Annotated in this window: 28 protein-coding genes, 13 tRNA genes and 1 pseudogene; 34 read left to right on the top strand and 8 right to left on the bottom strand. The window is 67.8% G+C overall.

What is annotated here, in order from left to right; genetic code table 11:
* Position 1 precedes the first annotated feature (1 nt).
* The 11 genes from ACPPVO_RS22470 to ACPPVO_RS22420 are packed head-to-tail and all read left to right on the top strand — an operon-like array spanning position 2 to position 3,318.
* On the top strand, positions 2-376 hold the full coding sequence (locus tag ACPPVO_RS22470; protein ID WP_426513145.1) for a hypothetical protein: 375 nt from the start codon (positions 2-4) through the stop codon (positions 374-376).
* Positions 376-645: a hypothetical protein gene (locus ACPPVO_RS22465; RefSeq protein WP_426513144.1), complete on the top strand. Its 270-nt coding sequence runs from the start codon at positions 376-378 to the stop codon at positions 643-645. The genes ACPPVO_RS22470 and ACPPVO_RS22465 overlap by 1 nt, the downstream gene beginning before the upstream one ends.
* Entirely contained in the window at positions 646-828 is a 183-nt protein-coding gene (locus ACPPVO_RS22460; protein WP_426513143.1) for a hypothetical protein, read from the top strand. It abuts the gene before it with no gap.
* A 10-nt stretch (positions 829-838) separates the two neighbouring features.
* Positions 839-1,066, top strand: coding sequence for a hypothetical protein (locus tag ACPPVO_RS22455; protein ID WP_426513142.1), 228 nt, complete (start codon positions 839-841; stop codon positions 1,064-1,066).
* On the top strand, positions 1,063-1,311 hold the full coding sequence (locus ACPPVO_RS22450; protein ID WP_426513141.1) for a hypothetical protein: 249 nt from the start codon (positions 1,063-1,065) through the stop codon (positions 1,309-1,311). The genes ACPPVO_RS22455 and ACPPVO_RS22450 overlap by 4 nt, the downstream gene beginning before the upstream one ends.
* The gene (locus ACPPVO_RS22445; RefSeq protein WP_426513140.1) at positions 1,308-1,523 is read left to right on the top strand and encodes a hypothetical protein; all 216 of its coding nucleotides are present in this window, start codon (positions 1,308-1,310) and stop codon (positions 1,521-1,523) included. Before ACPPVO_RS22450 ends, ACPPVO_RS22445 begins: the two co-directional genes overlap by 4 nt.
* Positions 1,520-1,819 carry a hypothetical protein gene (locus ACPPVO_RS22440; protein ID WP_426513139.1) on the top strand — a complete coding sequence of 100 codons (300 nt, stop codon included), beginning with the start codon at positions 1,520-1,522 and terminating at the stop codon, positions 1,817-1,819. Before ACPPVO_RS22445 ends, ACPPVO_RS22440 begins: the two co-directional genes overlap by 4 nt.
* Positions 1,816-2,223 (top strand): hypothetical protein, encoded by a 408-nt coding sequence (locus ACPPVO_RS22435; protein WP_426513138.1) that lies wholly within the window; start codon positions 1,816-1,818, stop codon positions 2,221-2,223. Before ACPPVO_RS22440 ends, ACPPVO_RS22435 begins: the two co-directional genes overlap by 4 nt.
* Positions 2,220-2,684: a hypothetical protein gene (locus ACPPVO_RS22430; RefSeq protein ID WP_426513137.1), complete on the top strand. Its 465-nt coding sequence runs from the start codon at positions 2,220-2,222 to the stop codon at positions 2,682-2,684. Before ACPPVO_RS22435 ends, ACPPVO_RS22430 begins: the two co-directional genes overlap by 4 nt.
* Positions 2,681-3,052: a hypothetical protein gene (locus tag ACPPVO_RS22425; protein WP_426513136.1), complete on the top strand. Its 372-nt coding sequence runs from the start codon at positions 2,681-2,683 to the stop codon at positions 3,050-3,052. Before ACPPVO_RS22430 ends, ACPPVO_RS22425 begins: the two co-directional genes overlap by 4 nt.
* On the top strand, positions 3,049-3,318 hold the full coding sequence (locus tag ACPPVO_RS22420) for a hypothetical protein (RefSeq protein WP_426513135.1): 270 nt from the start codon (positions 3,049-3,051) through the stop codon (positions 3,316-3,318). The genes ACPPVO_RS22425 and ACPPVO_RS22420 overlap by 4 nt, the downstream gene beginning before the upstream one ends.
* Here ACPPVO_RS22420 and ACPPVO_RS22415 read toward each other — a convergent pair.
* The 4 genes from ACPPVO_RS22415 to ACPPVO_RS22400 form a co-directional block, all read right to left on the bottom strand.
* Entirely contained in the window at positions 3,307-4,050 is a 744-nt protein-coding gene (locus tag ACPPVO_RS22415) for a hypothetical protein (protein WP_426513134.1), read from the bottom strand. The genes ACPPVO_RS22420 and ACPPVO_RS22415 overlap by 12 nt on opposite strands.
* A 99-nt stretch (positions 4,051-4,149) precedes the next feature.
* Positions 4,150-4,434, bottom strand: coding sequence for a hypothetical protein (locus ACPPVO_RS22410; RefSeq protein ID WP_426513133.1), 285 nt, complete (start codon positions 4,432-4,434; stop codon positions 4,150-4,152).
* Between the two features lie 29 nt (positions 4,435-4,463).
* Positions 4,464-4,937: a hypothetical protein gene (locus tag ACPPVO_RS22405; RefSeq protein WP_426513132.1), complete on the bottom strand. Its 474-nt coding sequence runs from the start codon at positions 4,935-4,937 to the stop codon at positions 4,464-4,466.
* Between the two features lie 10 nt (positions 4,938-4,947).
* Positions 4,948-5,391 (bottom strand): hypothetical protein, encoded by a 444-nt coding sequence (locus ACPPVO_RS22400; RefSeq protein ID WP_426513131.1) that lies wholly within the window; start codon positions 5,389-5,391, stop codon positions 4,948-4,950.
* A gap of 152 nt (positions 5,392-5,543) precedes the next feature.
* Here ACPPVO_RS22400 and ACPPVO_RS22395 point away from each other — a divergent pair, with 152 nt between their 5' ends.
* The gene (locus ACPPVO_RS22395; protein WP_426513130.1) at positions 5,544-5,780 is read left to right on the top strand and encodes a hypothetical protein; all 237 of its coding nucleotides are present in this window, start codon (positions 5,544-5,546) and stop codon (positions 5,778-5,780) included.
* 253 nt (positions 5,781-6,033) lie between these two features.
* Here the strand turns inward: ACPPVO_RS22395 and ACPPVO_RS22390 are convergent, their stop codons facing one another.
* Positions 6,034-7,278: a pentapeptide repeat-containing protein gene (locus ACPPVO_RS22390; protein WP_426513129.1), complete on the bottom strand. Its 1,245-nt coding sequence runs from the start codon at positions 7,276-7,278 to the stop codon at positions 6,034-6,036.
* 161 nt (positions 7,279-7,439) lie between these two features.
* Between ACPPVO_RS22390 and ACPPVO_RS22385 the strand changes: the two genes are divergently transcribed.
* The 5 genes from ACPPVO_RS22385 to ACPPVO_RS22365 all read left to right on the top strand — a co-directional run bounded on the left by ACPPVO_RS22385 (position 7,440) and on the right by ACPPVO_RS22365 (position 8,005).
* A tRNA-Arg gene (locus ACPPVO_RS22385) sits at positions 7,440-7,512 on the top strand.
* Positions 7,513-7,517: 5 nt separating this feature from the next.
* A tRNA-Pro gene (locus ACPPVO_RS22380) sits at positions 7,518-7,591 on the top strand.
* 5 nt (positions 7,592-7,596) lie between these two features.
* Positions 7,597-7,670 (top strand) — tRNA-Pro (locus ACPPVO_RS22375).
* Positions 7,671-7,840: 170 nt separating this feature from the next.
* Positions 7,841-7,923: transfer RNA gene (locus ACPPVO_RS22370), tRNA-Ser, on the top strand.
* Positions 7,924-7,927: 4 nt separating this feature from the next.
* A tRNA-Lys gene (locus tag ACPPVO_RS22365) sits at positions 7,928-8,005 on the top strand.
* A gap of 147 nt (positions 8,006-8,152) precedes the next feature.
* Here ACPPVO_RS22365 and ACPPVO_RS22360 read toward each other — a convergent pair.
* A complete protein-coding gene (locus tag ACPPVO_RS22360) occupies positions 8,153-8,578 on the bottom strand; it encodes a hypothetical protein (protein ID WP_426513128.1) in 426 nt (141 codons plus the stop codon).
* A gap of 195 nt (positions 8,579-8,773) precedes the next feature.
* On the opposite strand from ACPPVO_RS22360, the gene ACPPVO_RS22355 reads away from it, so the two are divergent.
* The 14 genes and pseudogenes from ACPPVO_RS22355 (at position 8,774) to ACPPVO_RS22290 (ending at position 13,305) form a co-directional block, all read left to right on the top strand.
* Positions 8,774-8,836: transfer RNA gene (locus tag ACPPVO_RS22355), tRNA-Lys, on the top strand.
* A 6-nt stretch (positions 8,837-8,842) separates the two neighbouring features.
* A tRNA-Met gene (locus ACPPVO_RS22350) sits at positions 8,843-8,911 on the top strand.
* Positions 8,912-8,916: 5 nt separating this feature from the next.
* Positions 8,917-8,990: transfer RNA gene (locus tag ACPPVO_RS22345), tRNA-Phe, on the top strand.
* Between the two features lie 66 nt (positions 8,991-9,056).
* Positions 9,057-9,719: an HNH endonuclease signature motif containing protein gene (locus ACPPVO_RS22340; RefSeq protein WP_426513127.1), complete on the top strand. Its 663-nt coding sequence runs from the start codon at positions 9,057-9,059 to the stop codon at positions 9,717-9,719.
* Positions 9,713-9,791 (top strand) — tRNA-Glu (locus ACPPVO_RS22335). The genes ACPPVO_RS22340 and ACPPVO_RS22335 overlap by 7 nt, the downstream gene beginning before the upstream one ends.
* 1 nt (position 9,792) lies before the next feature.
* Positions 9,793-9,864: transfer RNA gene (locus ACPPVO_RS22330), tRNA-Asn, on the top strand.
* 6 nt (positions 9,865-9,870) lie between these two features.
* A tRNA-Val gene (locus ACPPVO_RS22325) sits at positions 9,871-9,942 on the top strand.
* 3 nt (positions 9,943-9,945) lie between these two features.
* Positions 9,946-10,021: transfer RNA gene (locus ACPPVO_RS22320), tRNA-His, on the top strand.
* Between the two features lies 1 nt (position 10,022).
* Positions 10,023-10,103, top strand: a tRNA-Tyr gene (locus tag ACPPVO_RS22315).
* Between the two features lies 1 nt (position 10,104).
* Positions 10,105-10,311 carry a group I intron-associated PD-(D/E)XK endonuclease gene (locus ACPPVO_RS22310; RefSeq protein WP_426513126.1) on the top strand — a complete coding sequence of 69 codons (207 nt, stop codon included), beginning with the start codon at positions 10,105-10,107 and terminating at the stop codon, positions 10,309-10,311.
* An 81-nt stretch (positions 10,312-10,392) separates the two neighbouring features.
* Positions 10,393-11,180 (top strand): IS5 family transposase gene (locus ACPPVO_RS22305; RefSeq protein ID WP_426514666.1). Its coding sequence is split into 2 segments (ribosomal slippage): positions 10,393-10,726 and positions 10,726-11,180, totalling 789 coding nucleotides; the frame shifts between segments, so codons are not numbered across the junction.
* A 93-nt stretch (positions 11,181-11,273) separates the two neighbouring features.
* A pseudogene (locus ACPPVO_RS22300) lies at positions 11,274-11,870 on the top strand (methyltransferase domain-containing protein); the annotation flags it as partial.
* A 329-nt stretch (positions 11,871-12,199) separates the two neighbouring features.
* The gene (locus ACPPVO_RS22295; RefSeq protein WP_426513125.1) at positions 12,200-12,619 is read left to right on the top strand and encodes a hypothetical protein; all 420 of its coding nucleotides are present in this window, start codon (positions 12,200-12,202) and stop codon (positions 12,617-12,619) included.
* Positions 12,620-12,852: 233 nt separating this feature from the next.
* Positions 12,853-13,305, top strand: a complete 453-nt coding sequence (locus tag ACPPVO_RS22290; RefSeq protein ID WP_426513124.1) for a hypothetical protein — start codon at positions 12,853-12,855, stop codon at positions 13,303-13,305.
* A 74-nt stretch (positions 13,306-13,379) separates the two neighbouring features.
* Here ACPPVO_RS22290 and ACPPVO_RS22285 read toward each other — a convergent pair whose 3' ends face one another.
* Positions 13,380-14,255, bottom strand: a complete 876-nt coding sequence (locus ACPPVO_RS22285; protein ID WP_426513123.1) for a helix-turn-helix domain-containing protein — start codon at positions 14,253-14,255, stop codon at positions 13,380-13,382.
* A 503-nt stretch (positions 14,256-14,758) separates the two neighbouring features.
* Between ACPPVO_RS22285 and ACPPVO_RS22280 the strand changes: the two genes are divergently transcribed.
* The 3 genes from ACPPVO_RS22280 (at position 14,759) to ACPPVO_RS22270 (ending at position 16,775) form a co-directional block, all read left to right on the top strand.
* A complete protein-coding gene (locus ACPPVO_RS22280) occupies positions 14,759-15,277 on the top strand; it encodes a DUF6879 family protein (RefSeq protein ID WP_426513122.1) in 519 nt (172 codons plus the stop codon).
* A gap of 9 nt (positions 15,278-15,286) precedes the next feature.
* Positions 15,287-16,144 carry a helix-turn-helix domain-containing protein gene (locus tag ACPPVO_RS22275; RefSeq protein ID WP_426513121.1) on the top strand — a complete coding sequence of 286 codons (858 nt, stop codon included), beginning with the start codon at positions 15,287-15,289 and terminating at the stop codon, positions 16,142-16,144.
* Between the two features lie 361 nt (positions 16,145-16,505).
* Positions 16,506-16,775, top strand: a complete 270-nt coding sequence (locus tag ACPPVO_RS22270) for a hypothetical protein (protein WP_426513120.1) — start codon at positions 16,506-16,508, stop codon at positions 16,773-16,775.
* A 247-nt stretch (positions 16,776-17,022) separates the two neighbouring features.
* On the opposite strand, the gene ACPPVO_RS22265 is transcribed toward ACPPVO_RS22270, so the two are convergent.
* Complete coding sequence (locus ACPPVO_RS22265; RefSeq protein ID WP_360389011.1) at positions 17,023-17,463, bottom strand: hypothetical protein; 441 nt, start codon at positions 17,461-17,463, stop codon at positions 17,023-17,025.
* Between the last annotated feature and the right edge of the window lie 24 nt (positions 17,464-17,487).

The following is a 17,487-nucleotide window of genomic DNA, read 5'->3' as shown; positions in this document are numbered from 1 at the left end:
CATGCGTGTAACCTTCAACCCGGGCGACCTGATCCGCGTGAAGGGACGCGACGAGGAGCTGGCCGTCTACACGGTCACCCGAGGTCGAACCCCGTACATCTGCGTCATCGCCGACGGCAAGCAGCAGTGGTTCCGGCCGGACGACGTGACCGAACACCGCCCCGCCGACCCGATTGCCTGGCAGGTCGGTGACCGGTTCGCGCTGCGGTCCGGTGACGGCCGGGTCGTCCGTCACGGCACCCTGCTGGAGTGGCACGAGCGCGAGCAGCACTGGTTCCTGCGCGTCGACGCCGAACCACACCCGACCGCCGGGCACCAGATGGACGGATTCGAGACCTGGCTCCGCGGAGTCGACATCGTGCCCGTGGAGGCCTAATGGGCAGCCCGGTGACCGCAACCCTCGCCTACGGCTATGACCTCGGCAACGGCGACGACCTCCGCGCCGCCGAGCGTGACGAGTTCGGCGGTCCCGCACCGGCCTGGTTCGACGACGAGGGTCCCGAGTTCGCGGTGCAGTTGTACGACGCCCTTCACGCGGCATCCGGTTTGCCGGCCGATTCACGCTCGTTCCGGCGCGGGATCGCGGCGAAGCGGCACTTCGGGGTCGACGTCGCGTTCTGCGGCACCGACAAGTACGAGGGCTGAGTGCTGATCGCCTCCGGGTCGGAGCGCGAGGCCTGCAACGCCGACGTGCTGCTCCTCGACCCGGCCGAACTCGCCGCGGACCGTCCCGACTGGGACGCCGCCCTCGCCGCCGCGCTGGACGCGCTCGGCATCACCCCGAACCAGGGCGGGCCGGCGTGGCTCGTCTTCCCCTCGTACGCCTGAGGAGACCCCCGTGACACTTCGCCCGTACGCCCTTGCCGGCATCGACCAGGAACTCGCCGAGCTGAACGACAAGCTCGACCACATGGTCGACGCGTACCGCCGCACGGCCGCCGAACGCGGCGACACGCAAACCCTCGCCGACATGGCCGTCACCGCCCACGCGACGTTCGAGCCCGAACTGCTCGGCGAACTCCTCGCCGCCGCGGTCCGCCGGCTGGCGGGCGGCGGTGAACGGTGAGCAACAACCTGACCGCGGACCTCGTCGGCGCCATGTTCACCGCGTCCCGCGACACCACCGACCACCTCATCGCCAACCTGCAGGCGACGATTGCCGACGCCGAGGCGCACCGCCAGGCCGTCGAGCACGCCGTCCGGGACCTCCTCGCCGGCGACCACATGCCGTCCCCGGACGCAATCCGGCGGGCCGTGTTCACGCCGCCGGCCGAGCTCGTCGACCACTACCGGCAGGAGCCGCAGCGATGACCCGGACCTTCACCGACCAGGAGATCCGCAACCTCGCGGGCCGGCTCCGCGCCGCGAACTGCGAGCCGGGAACAGACCGCGACGGCTACGACGCGTCGTACGCAATCGAGCAGCTGCTGCGGGAGCGGGGCGCACTGGCCGCCCAGATGGAGCTGGTCCGCGCGAACGCGGACCCAGGCCTGCTGGCAAAGCTGGACGAGGTGCCGTGGTGACCGACGACGAGAAGATCGCCGCCGCCCTGATCGCCGCCGGTTTCAACCCGCCGCCGTACGTCGGCGAGGACTGGGTCGACCGCGGCGCGACCTGGCTCCCCGAGGGCCACCAGTCGATCGTGCAGATCACGCGCCTGGGCAACACCGTGACCGGCTGGCAGGCGCGGGTCGTCCGCCGCCAGGTCGACGCCGACGGGGACGCCGTCCAATCCAGCTGCGGCGAGGGCGTCATCTCCGTCGCGAACCTGTTCGGCGAGTCCCCGGAGATCTTCAACTACGCAAGGGTGCCGCGATGAGCTACTCCCTGACCCCCGCCGACGTCGACGAGCGCGTCGAGGCGCGCCTGGCCGAGATGCGCGCGGGCCGCCCGACGATCGTCTGCCTGTGCGGCTCAACCCGGTTCTACGACGCGTTCCAGCAGGCGAACTACGACCTGACGATGGCCGGGCAGATCGTGCTGTCGGTCGGGTTCTACCCACACGCCAAGGCCGAGCACGGCCACGGTGAGGGCGTCGGTCACGACTCGGCCGAGAAACTCGCCCTCGACGAGCTCCACAAGCGGAAGATCGACCTCGCCGACTACGTGTACGTCCTGAACGTCGACGGCTATATCGGTGAGTCGACCCGTGGCGAGATCGCCTACGCCGAGGCGCTGGGGCGACCGATTCAGTACCTCGTCGAGACCGAGCCGGTGACGTGAGCGCTGAGACCGCCGAGCGCGACCCACGCCGCCCCAAGTCCGACACCGGCCACCTCGTCAACTGGAAGCTGATCGGGGTCCTGGCCGTCAAGCCGCACAAGCATCTCAACATCGTCGAAGGCGCGCGGTACGGCCTGATGACCGCCGACGGGTTCGACACTGGCAACAACGGTGTCGGCGAGGTGATGCAGGAAGCCCGGACCTTCCAGCACCTGTGCGACCTGGCCGGCATCCCAGAGGGCTGGAACTACAGCGCCCACATCGATGCCCGGGTGTTCCTGTTGCTCGCAGAGGTGCTGAAGCATCGGGCGCGTGCGGACCGGATCGTGGCGTGGCACTCCCGGGAGACCGGGCCCGGCGGCATGGTCGGCGACTACTGCACCGAGTGCGGGCACGTCTGGCCGTGCGACACACGGCGGATGGCCGAGGGCACGTACGCGGACGAGGAGGAAACATTATGAGCGCCGCCATCACCGACGAGATCCTGGCGCGTCTCGCCGACGATCCGCTGCTCGAGCTGCGCATGGCTGTGATCAAGGTGTCGGCCCGGGCGACCGCGGCGCAGGCCCGGACGGCGGAGGAGCGCGACGAGCACGGCCTCACCTATGCACAGCTGGCCGACAACTGGCTGGGCGGCCCGGTCGGCGAGTTCGCCGGCCTGTGGACGCCCGAGGCGGCGTTCGAGGTCGCCGGGTGGCTGGAGTCGGTCGTGAAGCGCCTGGAGCGGCAGCAGCCCGGCGCGGAAGGCCGCGGCGAAGGCCCGGTCGCGCTGGCGGACAAGGCGGCGGCGTTCACGATCGCGCGGGCGCTGCTCGGGAGGACGCCGTGACCCCGGAGCAGGCGAACGCCGTCTTTGACGTCCTCGTCGCGCACGCCGGCGTCTACGAGGAGCAGCGGGACGAGCTCGTCTACCACCTCACCCACGGCTGCGAGGAGTTCCGCTTCATGGGTTCGCTCGGGTTCGGCGGGAAGCTGTACGTGGAGCCGCGCCGGTGGCGGGTGTCCTGCTACCGCGAGGACGAGACGCCGGAGCGGGTCGAGGCGATCCGGGTCACGAACGAGGCGCTGGTTGGGTTGCGCGAGCTACTGGAGTAACAGGTGATTTGAGGGGTCGACGCGGGCCAGCCGCTTCTTTGCGGCTTCAAGCTGATCGAGCTCAGGCATCATCCCGATCATGCCGCCGAGTGGTCCCTTCTTTGCTGCGAAGTACGCCCGTTCGCACCGCCGGACTTCCTCCTCGGCATCCGCAATGATCTTTTCGAGAGGCACCGAGTTCCGACGTGCCCATGCCCCGGTGAGTCCTTGCTGGCTCGGTGGCGGTGCTGAACGGCGGCGGCCTGTAGCGCCGGTGATGGTGGGCCGACCAGCGTCATCCCATTCGATGATCGGCTCGGGCGGCTCGGCGTACTGGCCGTACATGTTGTAACCCCACCGGGCGCCGGCTTTCATCGCTGACTCAACCGCCTCGAACAGCTCCTCCTGAGCCCGGATGCTTTCGCGGCTCGGCTCGCCCAGCGGCGGGACCGGCAGAGTGTCGGGTTCTGCTGGCGTCTCCTCGTCCGGCAGAGCGGCGGCGACCTCGCGAACTTCCGCGGCGACCTCGCGGAGGTCCGCTTGGAGCTCAGCGTTCTGCTTCTGCTCGAACTCGGCTTCAGCGAAGCCGCCGAGGCTGAGGCGAATGAGGTACCGCATTCGGTCATTGATCAGTTCACGGAATGCGAGGTAACCGAGGACAACGACGACAGGCCATACGAGCGTCTTCAGGTAGTCGACGCGTCGATTCGGGTCTGCCTTGAGCAGCGCGACCACGGCGCCGACGACGATCACGGCTGGGACGAGCTTCCAGAATGCCGCGGCCCCGCGGCGCATGAGCGTCCAGAGGCGGCTCAACCTACCCGGCATCCACACAGGGTGGCACAGCGAAGCTCATTCGGATTCGCGCGCCTTCATGCTGCCGCCCTGGCCGCCGGCCGAGCGCCCTTCGGCGATCTGCTGGACGCGGTTGCGATGGAGACCGACGACTTTGCCAATGTCGGCGAAGCTCATGTTCTGGGCCCGCATCTCCAGGACGGCCCGCTGTCGCATCTCGCGGAGTCTGGCCTGGTAGTCGGGGATGGCGGCGAGCCGTCGGCCGATTTCCAGGGCACGTTCGGCGGGGGCGGTGATGCGGGAACGGCAGCCGTGACCGCCGAAAGGACGTCTCGCGAGCACACACCGCGCCTGGACTCGGTGTTTCGACGTCAACGGGTGCCGGCCGCTCTCCGGAGAGCGAGTCGAGAAGTTTCAGCAGCCCGCCACACGGCGGTGAACTCGGGCATGTCCGCGGGCTGCTCAAATCGGTCCCCGAGTTGGGTAGCGTGTTTCTCCCGTAGAGCAGAGCGCAGCAGATCTTCTGCTTCGACGAACACGGCCCACGCTCCAAGAACCTCGTTTGGCGCGGTCAGCCGCAGCCTCGCCGTGATGAGATCGAGGTCCCTGCGGTCGGGTGGAAGGTCGTCGGCGGCCCGGGCGCCGAGGTCGAATATCCGAACCAGGTCCGTCTCGGCGTGCTGGATGTACGCCATGGCGTCGGTGTAGGCAGCGATCGCAAGATCGTGGTTCTTGCTATGGCGGGCGTTCCGCGCGGCGATTCGGCCCTGCAGGAACGGGCCGATCAGGCCGAGCGTTGTGGTAGCGGCGAGGCCGGCGACCGCAACGGTGGTTGTGGCGTCCACAGGGCGGAGCCTACTCGGGAAAAGACTCCCGAATGCCGGCCCGGCACCCCTTCTCGGCGAGCTTGCTGAGCACCTTCTCCAGGTCGGCGCGCCCGTCATCGCCGGACAGGGTGAGCGCAATCAGGTCGTCGTCCTTGACCGGCCTGCCCCGGACGCCAGCGGCGGCCATCGCGGTCTTGAAGAACACCATGCCGACGGAGGAATGGGTGGTCAGCGTCCAGCTTCGGCGCGCGGGGTTGCCCAAGCCCATCTCGTCGAGTTTGCGGTACGCGGTGGCGCGCGGGCGTTGGCTGCGTTCGACGAGGTGGGTAACGGGGACTCCCGCGTCGCGTGCTTCGGCGAAGGTCCGCCATGCCTGGGATTCCCGGTTGTCGACGTCTCTGAACTGCGACTCAACGGCGTCAGCGAGTCGGCGTTGGACGTCGTTTTCGGGGGTCCAGGCGGGTCGGATCACGGTGGCCACTCTATCGGTTCCTGTCTCACATTGACACACGATGGTTACTGACTCATACTGAGACAGTAACGCCGAGCCCGTCAAGTTGGGAGCTGGAAGACCCGGGTGCTCCGCGACGCGTTCCTGCGGCGGTACAGCCTGCGGGAGGAGACGTGACCGCTCCGAACCCGCTCGCCTTCCGGTTCGCCCGCATGCTCGCCGACCCGGCGTTCCGGCAGCGGCTCCACGACGTCGGCTGGTCCAACGGCATGGCCGTCTACCCCGCACTGCCGGGCGAGACGTACGCCGAGGTTCGGGCCCGGATGGAACCGGGCCGGCATCTGCTGGTCGCGGAGAACCCGGAGCAGCCGTTCGGGCTCCGGATGATCGTGTGTGAAGTGGATTCCTGAGCGAGGTCGAGCCGGTTCGGTACTGTCCGGCTCATGACCGAGCCCGGCAAGCGACCGCCCCGCAGACGCCGCGGTGCAACCGTGCTGATCATCGCGATCTGCGCACTGATCCTCGTTGGCGTGGTCGGCGTCGTCGCCGGGGTCATTGCCGGCAAGGGTGAGGACGCTCCCCCGATCCCGGCCCCGACCCCGGCCCTGTCCGCGAGCTTGTCCTCCGACCCATTGGCTGGTCAAACGCTCGTCAATCCCATGATCAGGTACGGCATGCTGGGTCCTCGGTCGGCGCGTGGGGTATTGGCCGGCCCACGTGGCTCGGCAGCTTGGTTTCTGGTGCGACCTCGGCACATCGGATGGACTCCGTCGAAAGGCCGTCAGCACCGGTCAGGTCCGCGCCGGTCAGGTCCGCGCCGGTCAGGTACGCGTCGGTCAGGTACGCCTGGGTCAGGTGCGCGCCGGTCAGGTTCGCGTGGGTCAGGTGCGCGTCGGTCAGGTTTGCGCCGTCCAGGTACGCGCGGGTCAGGTTCGCGTCGGTCAGGTTCGCGCGGGTCAGGTTTGCGAGCATCAGGCCCGCCTCGGTCAGATTCGCGCGGGACTGGTACGCGCCGGTCAGGTTCGCGTCGTCCAGGATCGCGCGGGTCAGGTTCGCGTCTTGCAGGTTCGCGTAGGTCAGGTCCGCGCCGTCCAGGTTCGCGTAGGTCAGGTCCGCGCCCTCCAGGTACGCGTCGGTCAGGTGCGTGTGGGTCAGGTCCGCGCCGGTCAGGTCCGTACCGCCCAGTTCCGCGTGGGTCAGGTGCGCGTCGGCCAGGTCGGCCATGGCCAGTTGCGTGCCGGTGAAATCAATGCGCTGGTTTTGGGATTGCTCGGGATCGGGGCGGTGGGCGAGAACGCTCACGGCGGCGGTAACGTCGAGGTGCGCCTTGGGGTGCGAAACTGGGTTTGCCTTTTGTGCATTGCTGGTGGCGGGTGCGGGGGCGTGGGTGCGGACGAACGCACAGAGCACCTGAATGATGGCTGGTTCGTCGTCTGCGGAGTCGCGCATCAGCCGTTGCAGGGCGTAGATCCCGCCGAGCCGGATACTGACCTTGTCGTCGCCCTCTTGGCCCAGCTGGTCGATCGCCTTGCCGAACCGGTCAGTGACCTGGCCGCGCTCGACAAGCTTCTGCTGATCCAGGTTGGCCTTCTGCTGGCGGTCAGCGTTGAGGTTCGTATAGAACAGGCCTGCCGCGACAAGCAGAACAGAGACAATTCCGGCCAGCGCGGTGAGGGTTTGCGGCAAGTCAGGTCGGATCTCCAGCCGGACGGGTTCGGCTACGCCTTCGAGTCGCAGCCGGCTCAGCGTTGCGTGGCGGTCGAGCGGGGCCGCCCGGTGGATGCGCGGCGGTCGGCTGGTTAACCGCGGGCGACTGCCTACTCGGTCCGGTGGCGCGGGGCGGCGTGGTGCGGCACCGGTAAGCCACCCTTGCCGGGCAGCGGCGAGCCGATCACGAAGGGTGGCCATGCTGTCATTGGATCAGGCGCCTGCCACATCGAGACGCCACCGAAGATGCAGACTCTGCTCGATGATCGTCGGGCCGCAAGAACGATCAGGTCCGATGGCGGATACCAACGGGCGGTGGGCTGGTAGTGGCCAAGTGCCTGCCTCAAACCGACCGCATTCAAGCCCCCGTAGCTCAGCGGACAGCGTGCCTGGCTACGAACCAGGAGGCCGCGAGTTCGATTCTCGCCAGGGGTACGCAACGGGACGTGGCGCAGCTTGGTAGCGCGCCAGGCTGGGGGCCAGGAGGTCGCAGGTTCGAACCCTGTCGTCCCGACTCAACGGGTTGTAGCGCAGCTTGGTAGCGCGCCGCTTTCGGGAAGCGGAGGTCGTCGGTTCGAATCCGGCCTGCCCGACGTTTGGAGGTCCGCGTGAACCTGCTCCGCCGTCGCACCACCTGCCCCGTCGCGGGACACGGCACCCGGTGCGAAGTCGCCGGCGAACGGGACACGCGGTACCCGCGGTCGCTCGAAGAACGGCTCGCGCTCCAGCTAGAGCTCGCCGTCGACGTCGACGGCCCAACTTTGGAGGGTGGCGCCCGGTGGTGGGCAACTGGTCTTGAAAACCAGGCCGGGGTAACGCCCGAGGGTTCGACTCCTTCACCTTCCGCAATGCGCCGTTAGCTCAGCCTGGTAGAGCGGCCGACTCTTAATCGGCGACAGCCGGGGTTCGAGCCCCCTACGGCGTACCAACTCCCGCTAGCTCAATGGACAGAGCACCCGTTTCCTAGGCGGGTCGTCCGCGTTCGAGTCGCGGGCGGGAGGCGTTGCGCGCCGCTAGTCTATTGCGCACGCCACGGCGCGAGTCTTTGCACCCGCGCCGTGGCGGCCGATGACGCCTAGCTGTGGATCTTGATGCAGGCGTGCTCGGGGCGTGTCTTGCCGTTCTCGACGATGGCGCCGCAGACCTTCGTGCCGTTCTTGAAGTCCTTGTCCGGGTACCAGTCGACCCAGACCCGGCCCACGCCGCACTGGCCGTGCTTGACGCCGGAGTCGTAGTGGCGGCCGTTCTTCAACGTGCCCCAGGCCCTGAAGTTGCCGTTGCACGTGTAGTGCGCGATGTCGATCGACACCGAGATGTGGTCGACGTGCAGCTTGCTACCCCAGACCGACGTGCACACCCAGGCCGGCCACGCGCCGATCTGAGAGTTGGTACAGCCCTGAGCGCTCGCGTTGGCGGCCGGTGCGACCACCGCCGTCGCGGCGAACAGGGCCATGAAGATGGCCGCCACGGTGGCGACCCGTCGAAGGATGCGCTGTCTCATCGTCCTGCTCCATTCCGGGGACAGACATTGATGGACTTGACGCGGATCCGCTTGCTGCAGCAGAGGGAACATATCGCCGCGTCGATCTCTTACCCGCCGCCGTCCGATGCTCTTGACGCTTTCTTGACCAAGCGGGGTCCGGGTCGGCGATCGGCGCCGGCCTCGGCGGGCCCTGACCCGGCGCGGCTCCTATCCTTAGCTCAACGGGAGAGCGGCCGGCCTTTAACCGGCGTGTTCGGGGTTCGAGTCCCCGGCGGCGTACTTGCGGGTGTAGTGGGGTGGAACCACGCCGGGCCCATAACCCGGAGGCGCCGTTCGAATCGGACACCCGCCACCAAGCCCTGGTAGCTCATGGGGAAGAGCACTGCGTCGAACACCGCAGGGGTGCCTGGTTCGAGTCCAGGTCGGGGTACGTCTGTGGTACTCGCGACAGGTGGAAACCATTAATAAATAGGTTCGGATTACCTAGAATTGATGTATGAACCACAGGCGGAAATACACGGATGAGCAGATTACGTCGACAATTGCCGCCTCCACAAATATGCGAGGAGTTCTGCGAATCCTTGGTGCCCGCCAGGCCGGAGGTAGCTACCAGAACATCCGGCGGCGTGCCGCAGCTCTCGGGCTGGACTTGAGCCACTTTCCTCGCGGGCTGCATCACGCGAAGGGCCTCACCGGCATCCGGCTCAGGCCGGACCAGATCTTGACCAAGAAGGACCCCGGTCGGCTTGGTCGGACTTCAGCGCGCCAGCTCCGAAGGGCACTCACTGAGGTCGGCGTCCCGTACAGGTGCTGCGCCTGCGGGATTCCGCCGGAGTGGAACGGTCAGCCGCTGACGCTCGATGTGGATCACGTGAACGGCGACTGGAACGACGACCGGCAGGAAAACCTGCGGTTCCTGTGCCCGAATTGCCACTCGCAACAGCCGTCGTCTCGGCCGCCGCGCAAGCAGCAGCCGCAGGCCAGCGCGAAGTTGCGAGGTGTCGATAAGCGGGCGAAACTCACCGCTGAAGACGTCGTCGCGATCCGGCAGTCACCGGTTTCCGCGGAGCAGCTCGCGAAGCTCTACCCAGTCGCACCGCAGACCATCAACAAGATCCGGCGTGGCGTTATCTGGAAAGACGTGCCCGCCATGGCGTAGTAGACGAATTGGAAAAGTCGCCGCTCTTTCAAAGCGGACATTGTGCGGGTTCGACCCCCGTCTGCGTCACCATTCCCTCGTAGCTCAACGGCAGAGCAGGCGGCTGTTAACCGCAAGGTTGTTGGTTCGAATCCAGCCGGGGGAGCGTCAAGCCCGCGTCGCTCAACGGGAGAGCGCCTGCCCTACACGCAGGATGTTGGGGGTTCGACTCCCTCCGTGGGCACTTGTGGTCGTAGCGCAGAGGCAGTCGCGCCGGGTTGTGGCCCCGGAACACGCCGGTTCGAGTCCGGTCGATCACCCCAAGGGAGCGCGCCGAAGTTGGAGAGTCGGGCCGGTCTGTAAAACCGGTGCGTCGCTGAGGCGGTTCGAATCCGCCAGCTCCCACGTGAACCGCAAACAGCAGGGCGACCTCGGCGTAGCGATGGCCATCGCTTACTACACCCGCACGGGGTACGCAGTCTCGGTGCCCCTCACGGACAACACGCGGTACGACCTCATCATCGACGGCGGCGAGCGGCTGCTCCGGGTCCAGGTCAAGACGACCGGGTTCCAACGGCTCGGGCGCCACGAGGTCCGGCTTAACAAGTCCTAACAGAATGATCTAGGGACTTCCGTCCTTTGTGGACGATGATCTATAGTGTCGACCGTGCGGAAGGGCGAGCAGCCACCATGGATGGTGCCGGACGGGTTGTGGGAGCGGATCGAGCCGCTGTTGCCCCGGCACCCGCGGCGGTTGCGTAACCCCGGGCGGAAACGGGTGCCGGACCGGCAGGTGCTGTGCGGGATTCTGTTCGTGCTGTACACGGCGATCCCGTGGGAGTTCCTGCCGCAGGAGTTGGGCTTCGGGTCTGGGATGACCTGCTGGCGGCGGCTGGCCGAGTGGCACGAGGCCGGGGTCTGGCAACGTCTGCACGAGCTCCTGCTGGCCGAGCTACGCGCCGCGGACAAGCTCGACTGGTCCAAGGCGGTGATCGACGGCTCGCATGTGCGGGCCCTGAAGGGCGGCCCAAAACCGGACCGAGCCCGGTCGACCGCGCCAAGACCGGCTCGAAACACCACGTCATCACCGACGGCGCGGGCATCCCACTCGCCGTCAGCCTGACCGGCGGCAACCGCCACGACGTCACGCAGCTCCTGCCGTTGATCGACGCCATCCCGCCGATACGTGGCAAACGCGGCCGGCCCCGCCGACGCCCCGACAGCCTGTACGCCGACCGGGCCTACGACTTCGACATCTACCGCGACCGGGTCCGCGATCAGGGCATCACCCCCTACTTCGCCCGCCGCGGCGTCGAGCACGGCTCCGGGCTGGGCGTTCACCGCTGGGTGGTCGAGCAGACGGTCGCGCTGCTGCACTGGTTCCGCCGCCTCCGCATCCGCTGGGAGATCCGCGACGACATCCACGAAGCGTTCATGAGCCTCGCCTGCTCCATCATCTGCTACCGCCGACTCATCAAGTGATCATTCTGTTAGGACTTGTAAGACGGACGGAGGCAACCAGTCCTGGCAGGGGACGGCGCGATACATCTCAGCCGAACACTGCGACGTGGTGTTCATTACCGCGACGTCACGGCGGTGGAACCGTCTGCGGTCATGCGGGCGCAGCGTCCCGTAGGCGCGGCGCCGTGCGTGGCCGCCGCTGCGGAGAGTCTGCCGTTCGAGGACCAGTCCTTTGACGCCGCGATGGCGGTCAGCACCGTCCATCACTGGCCGGACCCGGTCGCCGGGCTGCGTGAGATGCGGCGTGTGGCCCGCCGCGTGGTGGTGTTCACGTACGACGCCGATGACACCGGCTGGCGTCAGCGGTTCTGGCTCACCCGCGACTACTTACCTGAGTTCGCAGACCTCCTCGTCGGCTGGCCGTCCCTGGCCGACCTGACCCGCGCGATCGGAGGACGCGCGGAGCCAGTGCTCGTCCCGTGGGACTGCGCTGACGGCTTCTTCGAGGCATACTGGCGCCGGCCTGAGGCGTACCTGGACGAACACGTACGCCGCGCGGTTTCGGTATGGACCAGAGTCGGACCGCAGGCTGAGCAACGGGCAGTCAGCACACTCCGCGAAGACCTTTCCTCAGGCCGGTGGGCCGAGCGCAACCGCGCCCTCGTCGCCCTCGACACGGCAGAGCTCGGTCTCCGCTTGCTCGTAGCCTGAACCACCGTGCGCGAGAACGCCGCCAGAAAAGCTGCCCGCCGGGATCACTAGACACTGCCGCGGCGACGCTTGGCCTCCGTGGCGCGGTCCAGCTCATGAGCTGCATGAGGGAGCGACGCGCAGAGCCGGTGCACGCTCATGCCGCAGGTCTCGCGCGGCGGCCGACTCGGCGATCGTCACGGCTCGTAGCGGCGAGTCCGGTGCGTCGAGCCGCAGCGGCGGCGCTCGCCCCGTGCCGATGTGCGCGCACCCGAAGGTGCTTGATATGCAGGGAAGGCATCACGAGTCAGGCGGGCAGTGCTGGCCCGGGCCGGACACGAGGAGGGCATGTGGAGCGCGGCGAGGTTTGGTGGGCGCAGATCGACGGGAAGCGGCCCGTCGTGCTGCTCCAGGGAGGTGCGGGGCCGGATTTCCTAGCCATGCAAATCGTCGAACCGGCCACCCCAGAGCAGAAGCTCGGGCTCGTCCTGATGTCTGGCGAGCAGGCGGTAGACGTCGATGAGCGACGCCGGATCGTCGAGGAGGCCGGACCGGACCCACGAGCCATCGGCATCGAGGTCTTCTTCGGAGCCGAGGAGGGCCTAGCGGAGAGCGGCGTGGTCCGAGTGGCGCTGCCTCAGGACGGGAAGATCTTCTGCACCTGGAGCACGACTGTCAGCGAAGAGTCGCTGATCAAGCGGATCGGCACTCTGACCCCAGCCAAGCAGCACGAGTTGGAAGTCGCCCTTGCGCTCACCGGCCGAGAGTGACCACGTCTGAGCTCAGGGCCGCGCGACGGGGACGACGACCCACGCCGGGGGTGCGATCTCGCGTCGCCACTCTAGCGAGGTCGACGTGGCAAGCCCACAGTCACGTGCGCGGATCTGCCGCTGACCGGGCTTGGATTCCCTGGACGTTACGAGCAGTCAATGGATACTGTCGCTCGGTGGGGCATGCCAGGCGGTACAGCTACGTCGGGCCACCTGAGCTGCGCGCTCGGGCGGTGACCGTGGACGCCGTTGCCGTCGATACGGCTGCTGCCCTCGCGCGATGGCTCGCCGGGCGCGACCGCGGTGAGCTCGCCGAGCCCTTCACGTTCGTCGTGGCGCCCAACGGCGAACTCAGGCTGGCACCCCGTCGCTCCGAACACGTCGCGCTGGCCGGCGGGCACGACGTCCTCGCAGCCGGCGAGATCGCGTTCGCGTCCGCTGTTGCCGACTGGCACATCGTCCAGGTCACCAACCAGTCGACCGGGTACTGCCCTGACCCGGACTCCTGGGCGGCTGTCGGTGAAGCGCTGGACCGTATCGGCCTGCGGCATCCAGGCGACTTCACCGACAAGGTCATATTTCGACGCTGCCCGTCCTGCGGGGAGCGCAACGTCGTGCGGGACAACGACTTCACCTGCGTCCTGTGCGGCAGCGCCCTGCCGGCGCAGTGGAACTTCGCGCCCTGATCGACACCGATCCGCAGCAGTACGACCCTTCCGTCGACCTCACGGCGTCCAGCCCTTCGGGACGAATCACTTGATCAGCTGCGCGGACATGCGCGGTTGTCGCGCAGGACCGCGGACGTGAGCGCATCGCTCGAAACGGGTCGCTGCGGCCGCGATGGTGCATCGATGGTTGGCTGCGCTTGAGGGCTGGTCGCCGAGGAGCTCTCCGGCACCAGAGGCCGCTGAGTTTCGCCGCTGCGGCGTTCGACCGCTTCCGCCAGCCCGAGCCATTGTCCAGCCCGCTCAACCTGGCCGAGCATCAGCAGCGCGTCAGCGCTGCGCACGGCGAACCTGCGCGCCACGGTCTCGAGCCGACGAGTGTGGCCGGCGCATAACGGCCGCTGCAACAGCGCGTACGCGTCGGCGAAGCCAAGCGCAGCGCCGGAGGCGACATCAGCCCATGTGGAATCGGCACGGCCATCGCCAACGAGATCGGCGCACCGTTGTTCCAGCTTCTCAACCTCGACGGTTGCATCGACAGGGTCTATCTCGTCGCGCAAGACCTGGTGGAGTTCGTCGAACGCCGCCCAGCGATCCGGCGACCGCACGCTGGCGGCCGCAACGCGCAGCCGGCCTGCCGCAACGGTGATCCGGCTGCGGCGGCGCACGCGACGGCCTTCGACGACCCGCCGGGTAATGCGCTGGCGGTGTCCCTGGACCCGGGCAAACGCGGCCCGGAGTTCCGGCTCGGCATGCAACGCGATGCCGGCCCGTTCAGCGAACGTTGCACTCGGGGTCCGCAGACCACGCTCGACCATCGCCACGTACTCACGGCTGAAGAACGTCGCGGCGCCGAGTTCGCGTTGACTCCACTGCTGTCGATGCCGCGCTTGCCGCAACTGGTTGCCGAACCAGATGACATCGGCCGTCTGACGCGGGTCAGGTTCGACGAGGCCAGACGGCACGAACATCCTCCTCATCAGACGCGATCCACCTGCGGTAGGCGGGCCTGCACCGACCGGGGTTACCACCTGCGGCGCCCAACCAACGCTAGGAGTGGGCGGCGTGACGGGTCCACGTTGTTGCGGAAAGTTGCAGCAACATAGACCGATCTTGGTCCGGCCGGCACTGAAGACGGGGCATACTCGCCGACTGTGCATCGAGAGTAGATGCTGCTGAACAGGCAGACGCGGAATGTTGACGCGCATAAATGCTGGCGTCAGGCTGGCCAATGTGCGCAACATCGTGCACTCTTCGGGACAGGAGGACCCGTGCGGATTAGGTTGATTGCAGCAGACCCGGAGTCTCAGCCGACGAACTCGCCAACTCTGTACAAGACGGACAGGGGCAGCTGGATCGTGCAGGGCTGGGTTGTGACCGATCCCGAGGTGCTCGCGGAGATGGGCATCCCCGCGAGCGAGAGCTGCGTCGAGATCCCAGACAGGATGATTCCGTTCTTCGCGGAAGGAGACTGATGGCCCGGTTAACCGTTGCCGAGTTCGAGGAGGCGATCAAGCACTTCGACAAGGAGTCGGTGCATCTGGAGATGCGCGACGCGTACGGCACTGAGGTCGAGCTGCCGCACATGGCAGCCTGGGCGGCAGGCGAGCCGGATGACCTCGCATTCATGCAACCCTGGTGCGACGACGTCCGTCGCTTCGTCGCCGAGGGCAAGACGCTGCGCCGGGCACATGTGGTCTCCGAACCGCTGTCGGACTACCAGCGCTGGGCATACACCGTCGTCGGAGCCAGCGAGGACGCCGGCGAGGAACACCGCTGGGTGCCGCGCCGGCTGGTGTCCTCGATCGCGTTCCCAGGCAACGACTTCTGGATGCTGGACCGACGGCTGGTCATCTTCCACCACTACGCCGGCAACGGCCGGAACATCGACTTCACGACCAGCACAGATCCCCACGACATCGAGCTGTGCTCCGCCGCCTTCGAAGCCGTATGGAGCATCGGCATTCCGCACCGCAAGTACCAGCCCGACTGACCCACGTCCGTGTCCAGCACCCAGCAGAAGGCCCGCGAAGCGTTCGGCAACCGTCTCCGGGAGATCCGCCTCGACGCGGGACTCTCGGGACGGCAGCTCGCCGGTATCACCGGCTTCCACTACACCAAGATCTCCCGCGTCGAACACGGCGGCCAGAGCCTCTCCGACGCAGACATCCAATCGTGGTGCGCCGCATGCGGCGCCGACGACCAAGCCACCGACCTCATCGCCCAGATGCGTGCCGTCGACACGCTCTACCGCGACTACCGCCACGCAGCGCGGCGAGGGCTGCGCCACCTTCAGGAACCGTGGGTTTCGCTCTACGAGCGCACCACGCTCTTCCGCGTGCACGAACACTGGATCGTCCCAGGCCTCATCCAGACCGAGGCGTACTCGATGGCCGTCATGGCGCACTGGCGCAACGTGATGGCACTGCCCGAGGACGACACCGACGCAGCAAAGGCGATCCGCATGAACCGCCAACGCATCCTTCGCCTCGGGCAGCGCCGATTCATCTTCCTGCTCGCCGAGCAGGTCCTCTACAGCAGGGTCCCTTCAGCGCCGGCCATGCTGGACCAACTGGACCGTCTCGCGGAGGTCATGCGCCTCCCGCGGGTCTCACTGGGCTTGATCCCCGCCACCAGCGGCCTCGACGGACACAGCCAGACCTCATTCTGGATCTTCGACGAGTCCCTCGTCCAAGTCGAGACCCTGACCACCGGCCTGGACATCACCCGCTCAGAGGAGATCGAGCTCTACACGGCAGCCTTCGAGCGAATGCGCAGGACCGCGGTCTTCGGCCGGAAAGCGAAGGCACTCATCGAGCGAGCCCGCGACGAACTGCTGCAACAGACGACAACCTCATGAACCCTGCTCCCGGCGTTCAGCGAGACGCAGACAGCACGTTACGCATTCCGGCCGACGCCGGCCCGATCGTCGTCGCTCTGCGCTGGGCGGCTTTACCGAAACCGTCCTACCCGGCTGCACCGGGCGCGCTGACGGCGGCCACTGCGGCACGGATCGTCGACACCGCCGGCTGGTCACCCGGCGCGACAGCACCGCAGTGGGTCGTCATCGGTACATCACCGTCGCTGACGTCCTGTTCGCGGCCGGCAGCCAGGATGCCGCGACCGGGCTCCTGGAGCGAGCAGTCGATGCCGCTGCCCGGCTGAGATTACCCCACCAGATCCAGCGCGCACTCCGTGTCGCGCTCCCCCGAAACCCAGCCGTGAAGGCCCCCTCCGCCCTGACGAGCGTCGCCCCGTCGACCACGGTCGAGATCGCCCACGACCCGGCCGACGGCATCGTCGTCGAGTGCGTCCAGGAGGGCTCCCGCCTGCGCATCCGCGTGGTGAGCGAGGGCTACCACCGCGACTGGCAGGTCCAGTTCCCGAAGGGTATCCGCGAGCCGGGCGCCCGCTACGTGGTCTCGTCCGTCCGCGAATCCGCCCGAGGCGGCTTCTACCGAGCCTTCGGCGACATCCGCAAGCTGGTCTGACGCCCGACACCGCGGTGCTGGATGACGGCCGCTTCCTCACCCGAGGGGCGGCCGTCCGCGGGCCGGGCAGGGTCGGTGTCCCACGCCCCGCGCCGGGCGGCAACGTTGTAACGGTCGTACAACTCGGCGACGGAGATGGCGCGCGCCTGGAGGCTCTCGGGATCCATCGTGGCAGCCTATGTCGATCGTCGTTTCCCGGGCCGGGGCCGCCCGCTCCCACGGGCGGCCGCCGCGAACCGCCGGCGGATCAGCCGTTGTAGACGCCGCGCCAGGCGGAGCTGCCCTGCGGCTCGCCGCCGACGTAGTAGGCCGCGCGGATGTGGACGATGTTGCCCTCGGTGAAGTCCTTGTTGCACACGGCCCAACGCGTGGCGTCCGCCGTCAGCTTGTGCACGCAGCTGCCGGTGCGGCTGGGGCCGGCGTAGGTGGTGTACCAGTCGGCCGCGACCGCGTTGCCTTCCGCGGAGCGGTCCTTGACGAAAATCAGGTCGCCGGCGGGCTGGAAGCAGACGACGCCGCCGATGATCTCCTGGCAGCTGGAGTTGGAATCGGGTTCGGCCGTCGTCCACACGGCGTAGTTGGTCTCGGAGCCGTAGTAGGCGGCGTACGCGGCGGCGGGGACGGCCAGCGCCAGCAGCGACCCGGCCGCGGTGGCGGCCGCCAGGAACACTCCGCGAGGTTTGCGCACCGTCATTCTCCTCATCTCGGTTGG

Source organism: Dactylosporangium sp. McL0621 (assembly GCF_049995355.1).
In the GTDB taxonomy this organism is placed as follows: Bacteria; Actinomycetota; Actinomycetes; order Mycobacteriales; family Micromonosporaceae; genus Dactylosporangium.
This window is presented reverse-complemented; position numbering and strand designations above follow the sequence as displayed.

Coding starts and splice junctions, on each gene's coding strand:
- ACPPVO_RS22285 (WP_426513123.1), bottom strand. CDS start 14,255: ATGTTCGTGCCGTCTGGCCTCGTCGAACCTGACCCGCGTCAGACGGCC.
- ACPPVO_RS22280 (WP_426513122.1), top strand. CDS start 14,759: ATGGCCCGGTTAACCGTTGCCGAGTTCGAGGAGGCGATCAAGCACTTC.
- ACPPVO_RS22445 (WP_426513140.1), top strand. CDS start 1,308: ATGACCCGGACCTTCACCGACCAGGAGATCCGCAACCTCGCGGGCCGG.
- ACPPVO_RS22390 (WP_426513129.1), bottom strand. CDS start 7,278: ATGGCCACCCTTCGTGATCGGCTCGCCGCTGCCCGGCAAGGGTGGCTT.
- ACPPVO_RS22470 (WP_426513145.1), top strand. CDS start 2: ATGCGTGTAACCTTCAACCCGGGCGACCTGATCCGCGTGAAGGGACGC.
- ACPPVO_RS22360 (WP_426513128.1), bottom strand. CDS start 8,578: ATGAGACAGCGCATCCTTCGACGGGTCGCCACCGTGGCGGCCATCTTC.
- ACPPVO_RS22340 (WP_426513127.1), top strand. CDS start 9,057: ATGAACCACAGGCGGAAATACACGGATGAGCAGATTACGTCGACAATT.
- ACPPVO_RS22465 (WP_426513144.1), top strand. CDS start 376: ATGGGCAGCCCGGTGACCGCAACCCTCGCCTACGGCTATGACCTCGGC.
- ACPPVO_RS22435 (WP_426513138.1), top strand. CDS start 1,816: ATGAGCTACTCCCTGACCCCCGCCGACGTCGACGAGCGCGTCGAGGCG.
- ACPPVO_RS22425 (WP_426513136.1), top strand. CDS start 2,681: ATGAGCGCCGCCATCACCGACGAGATCCTGGCGCGTCTCGCCGACGAT.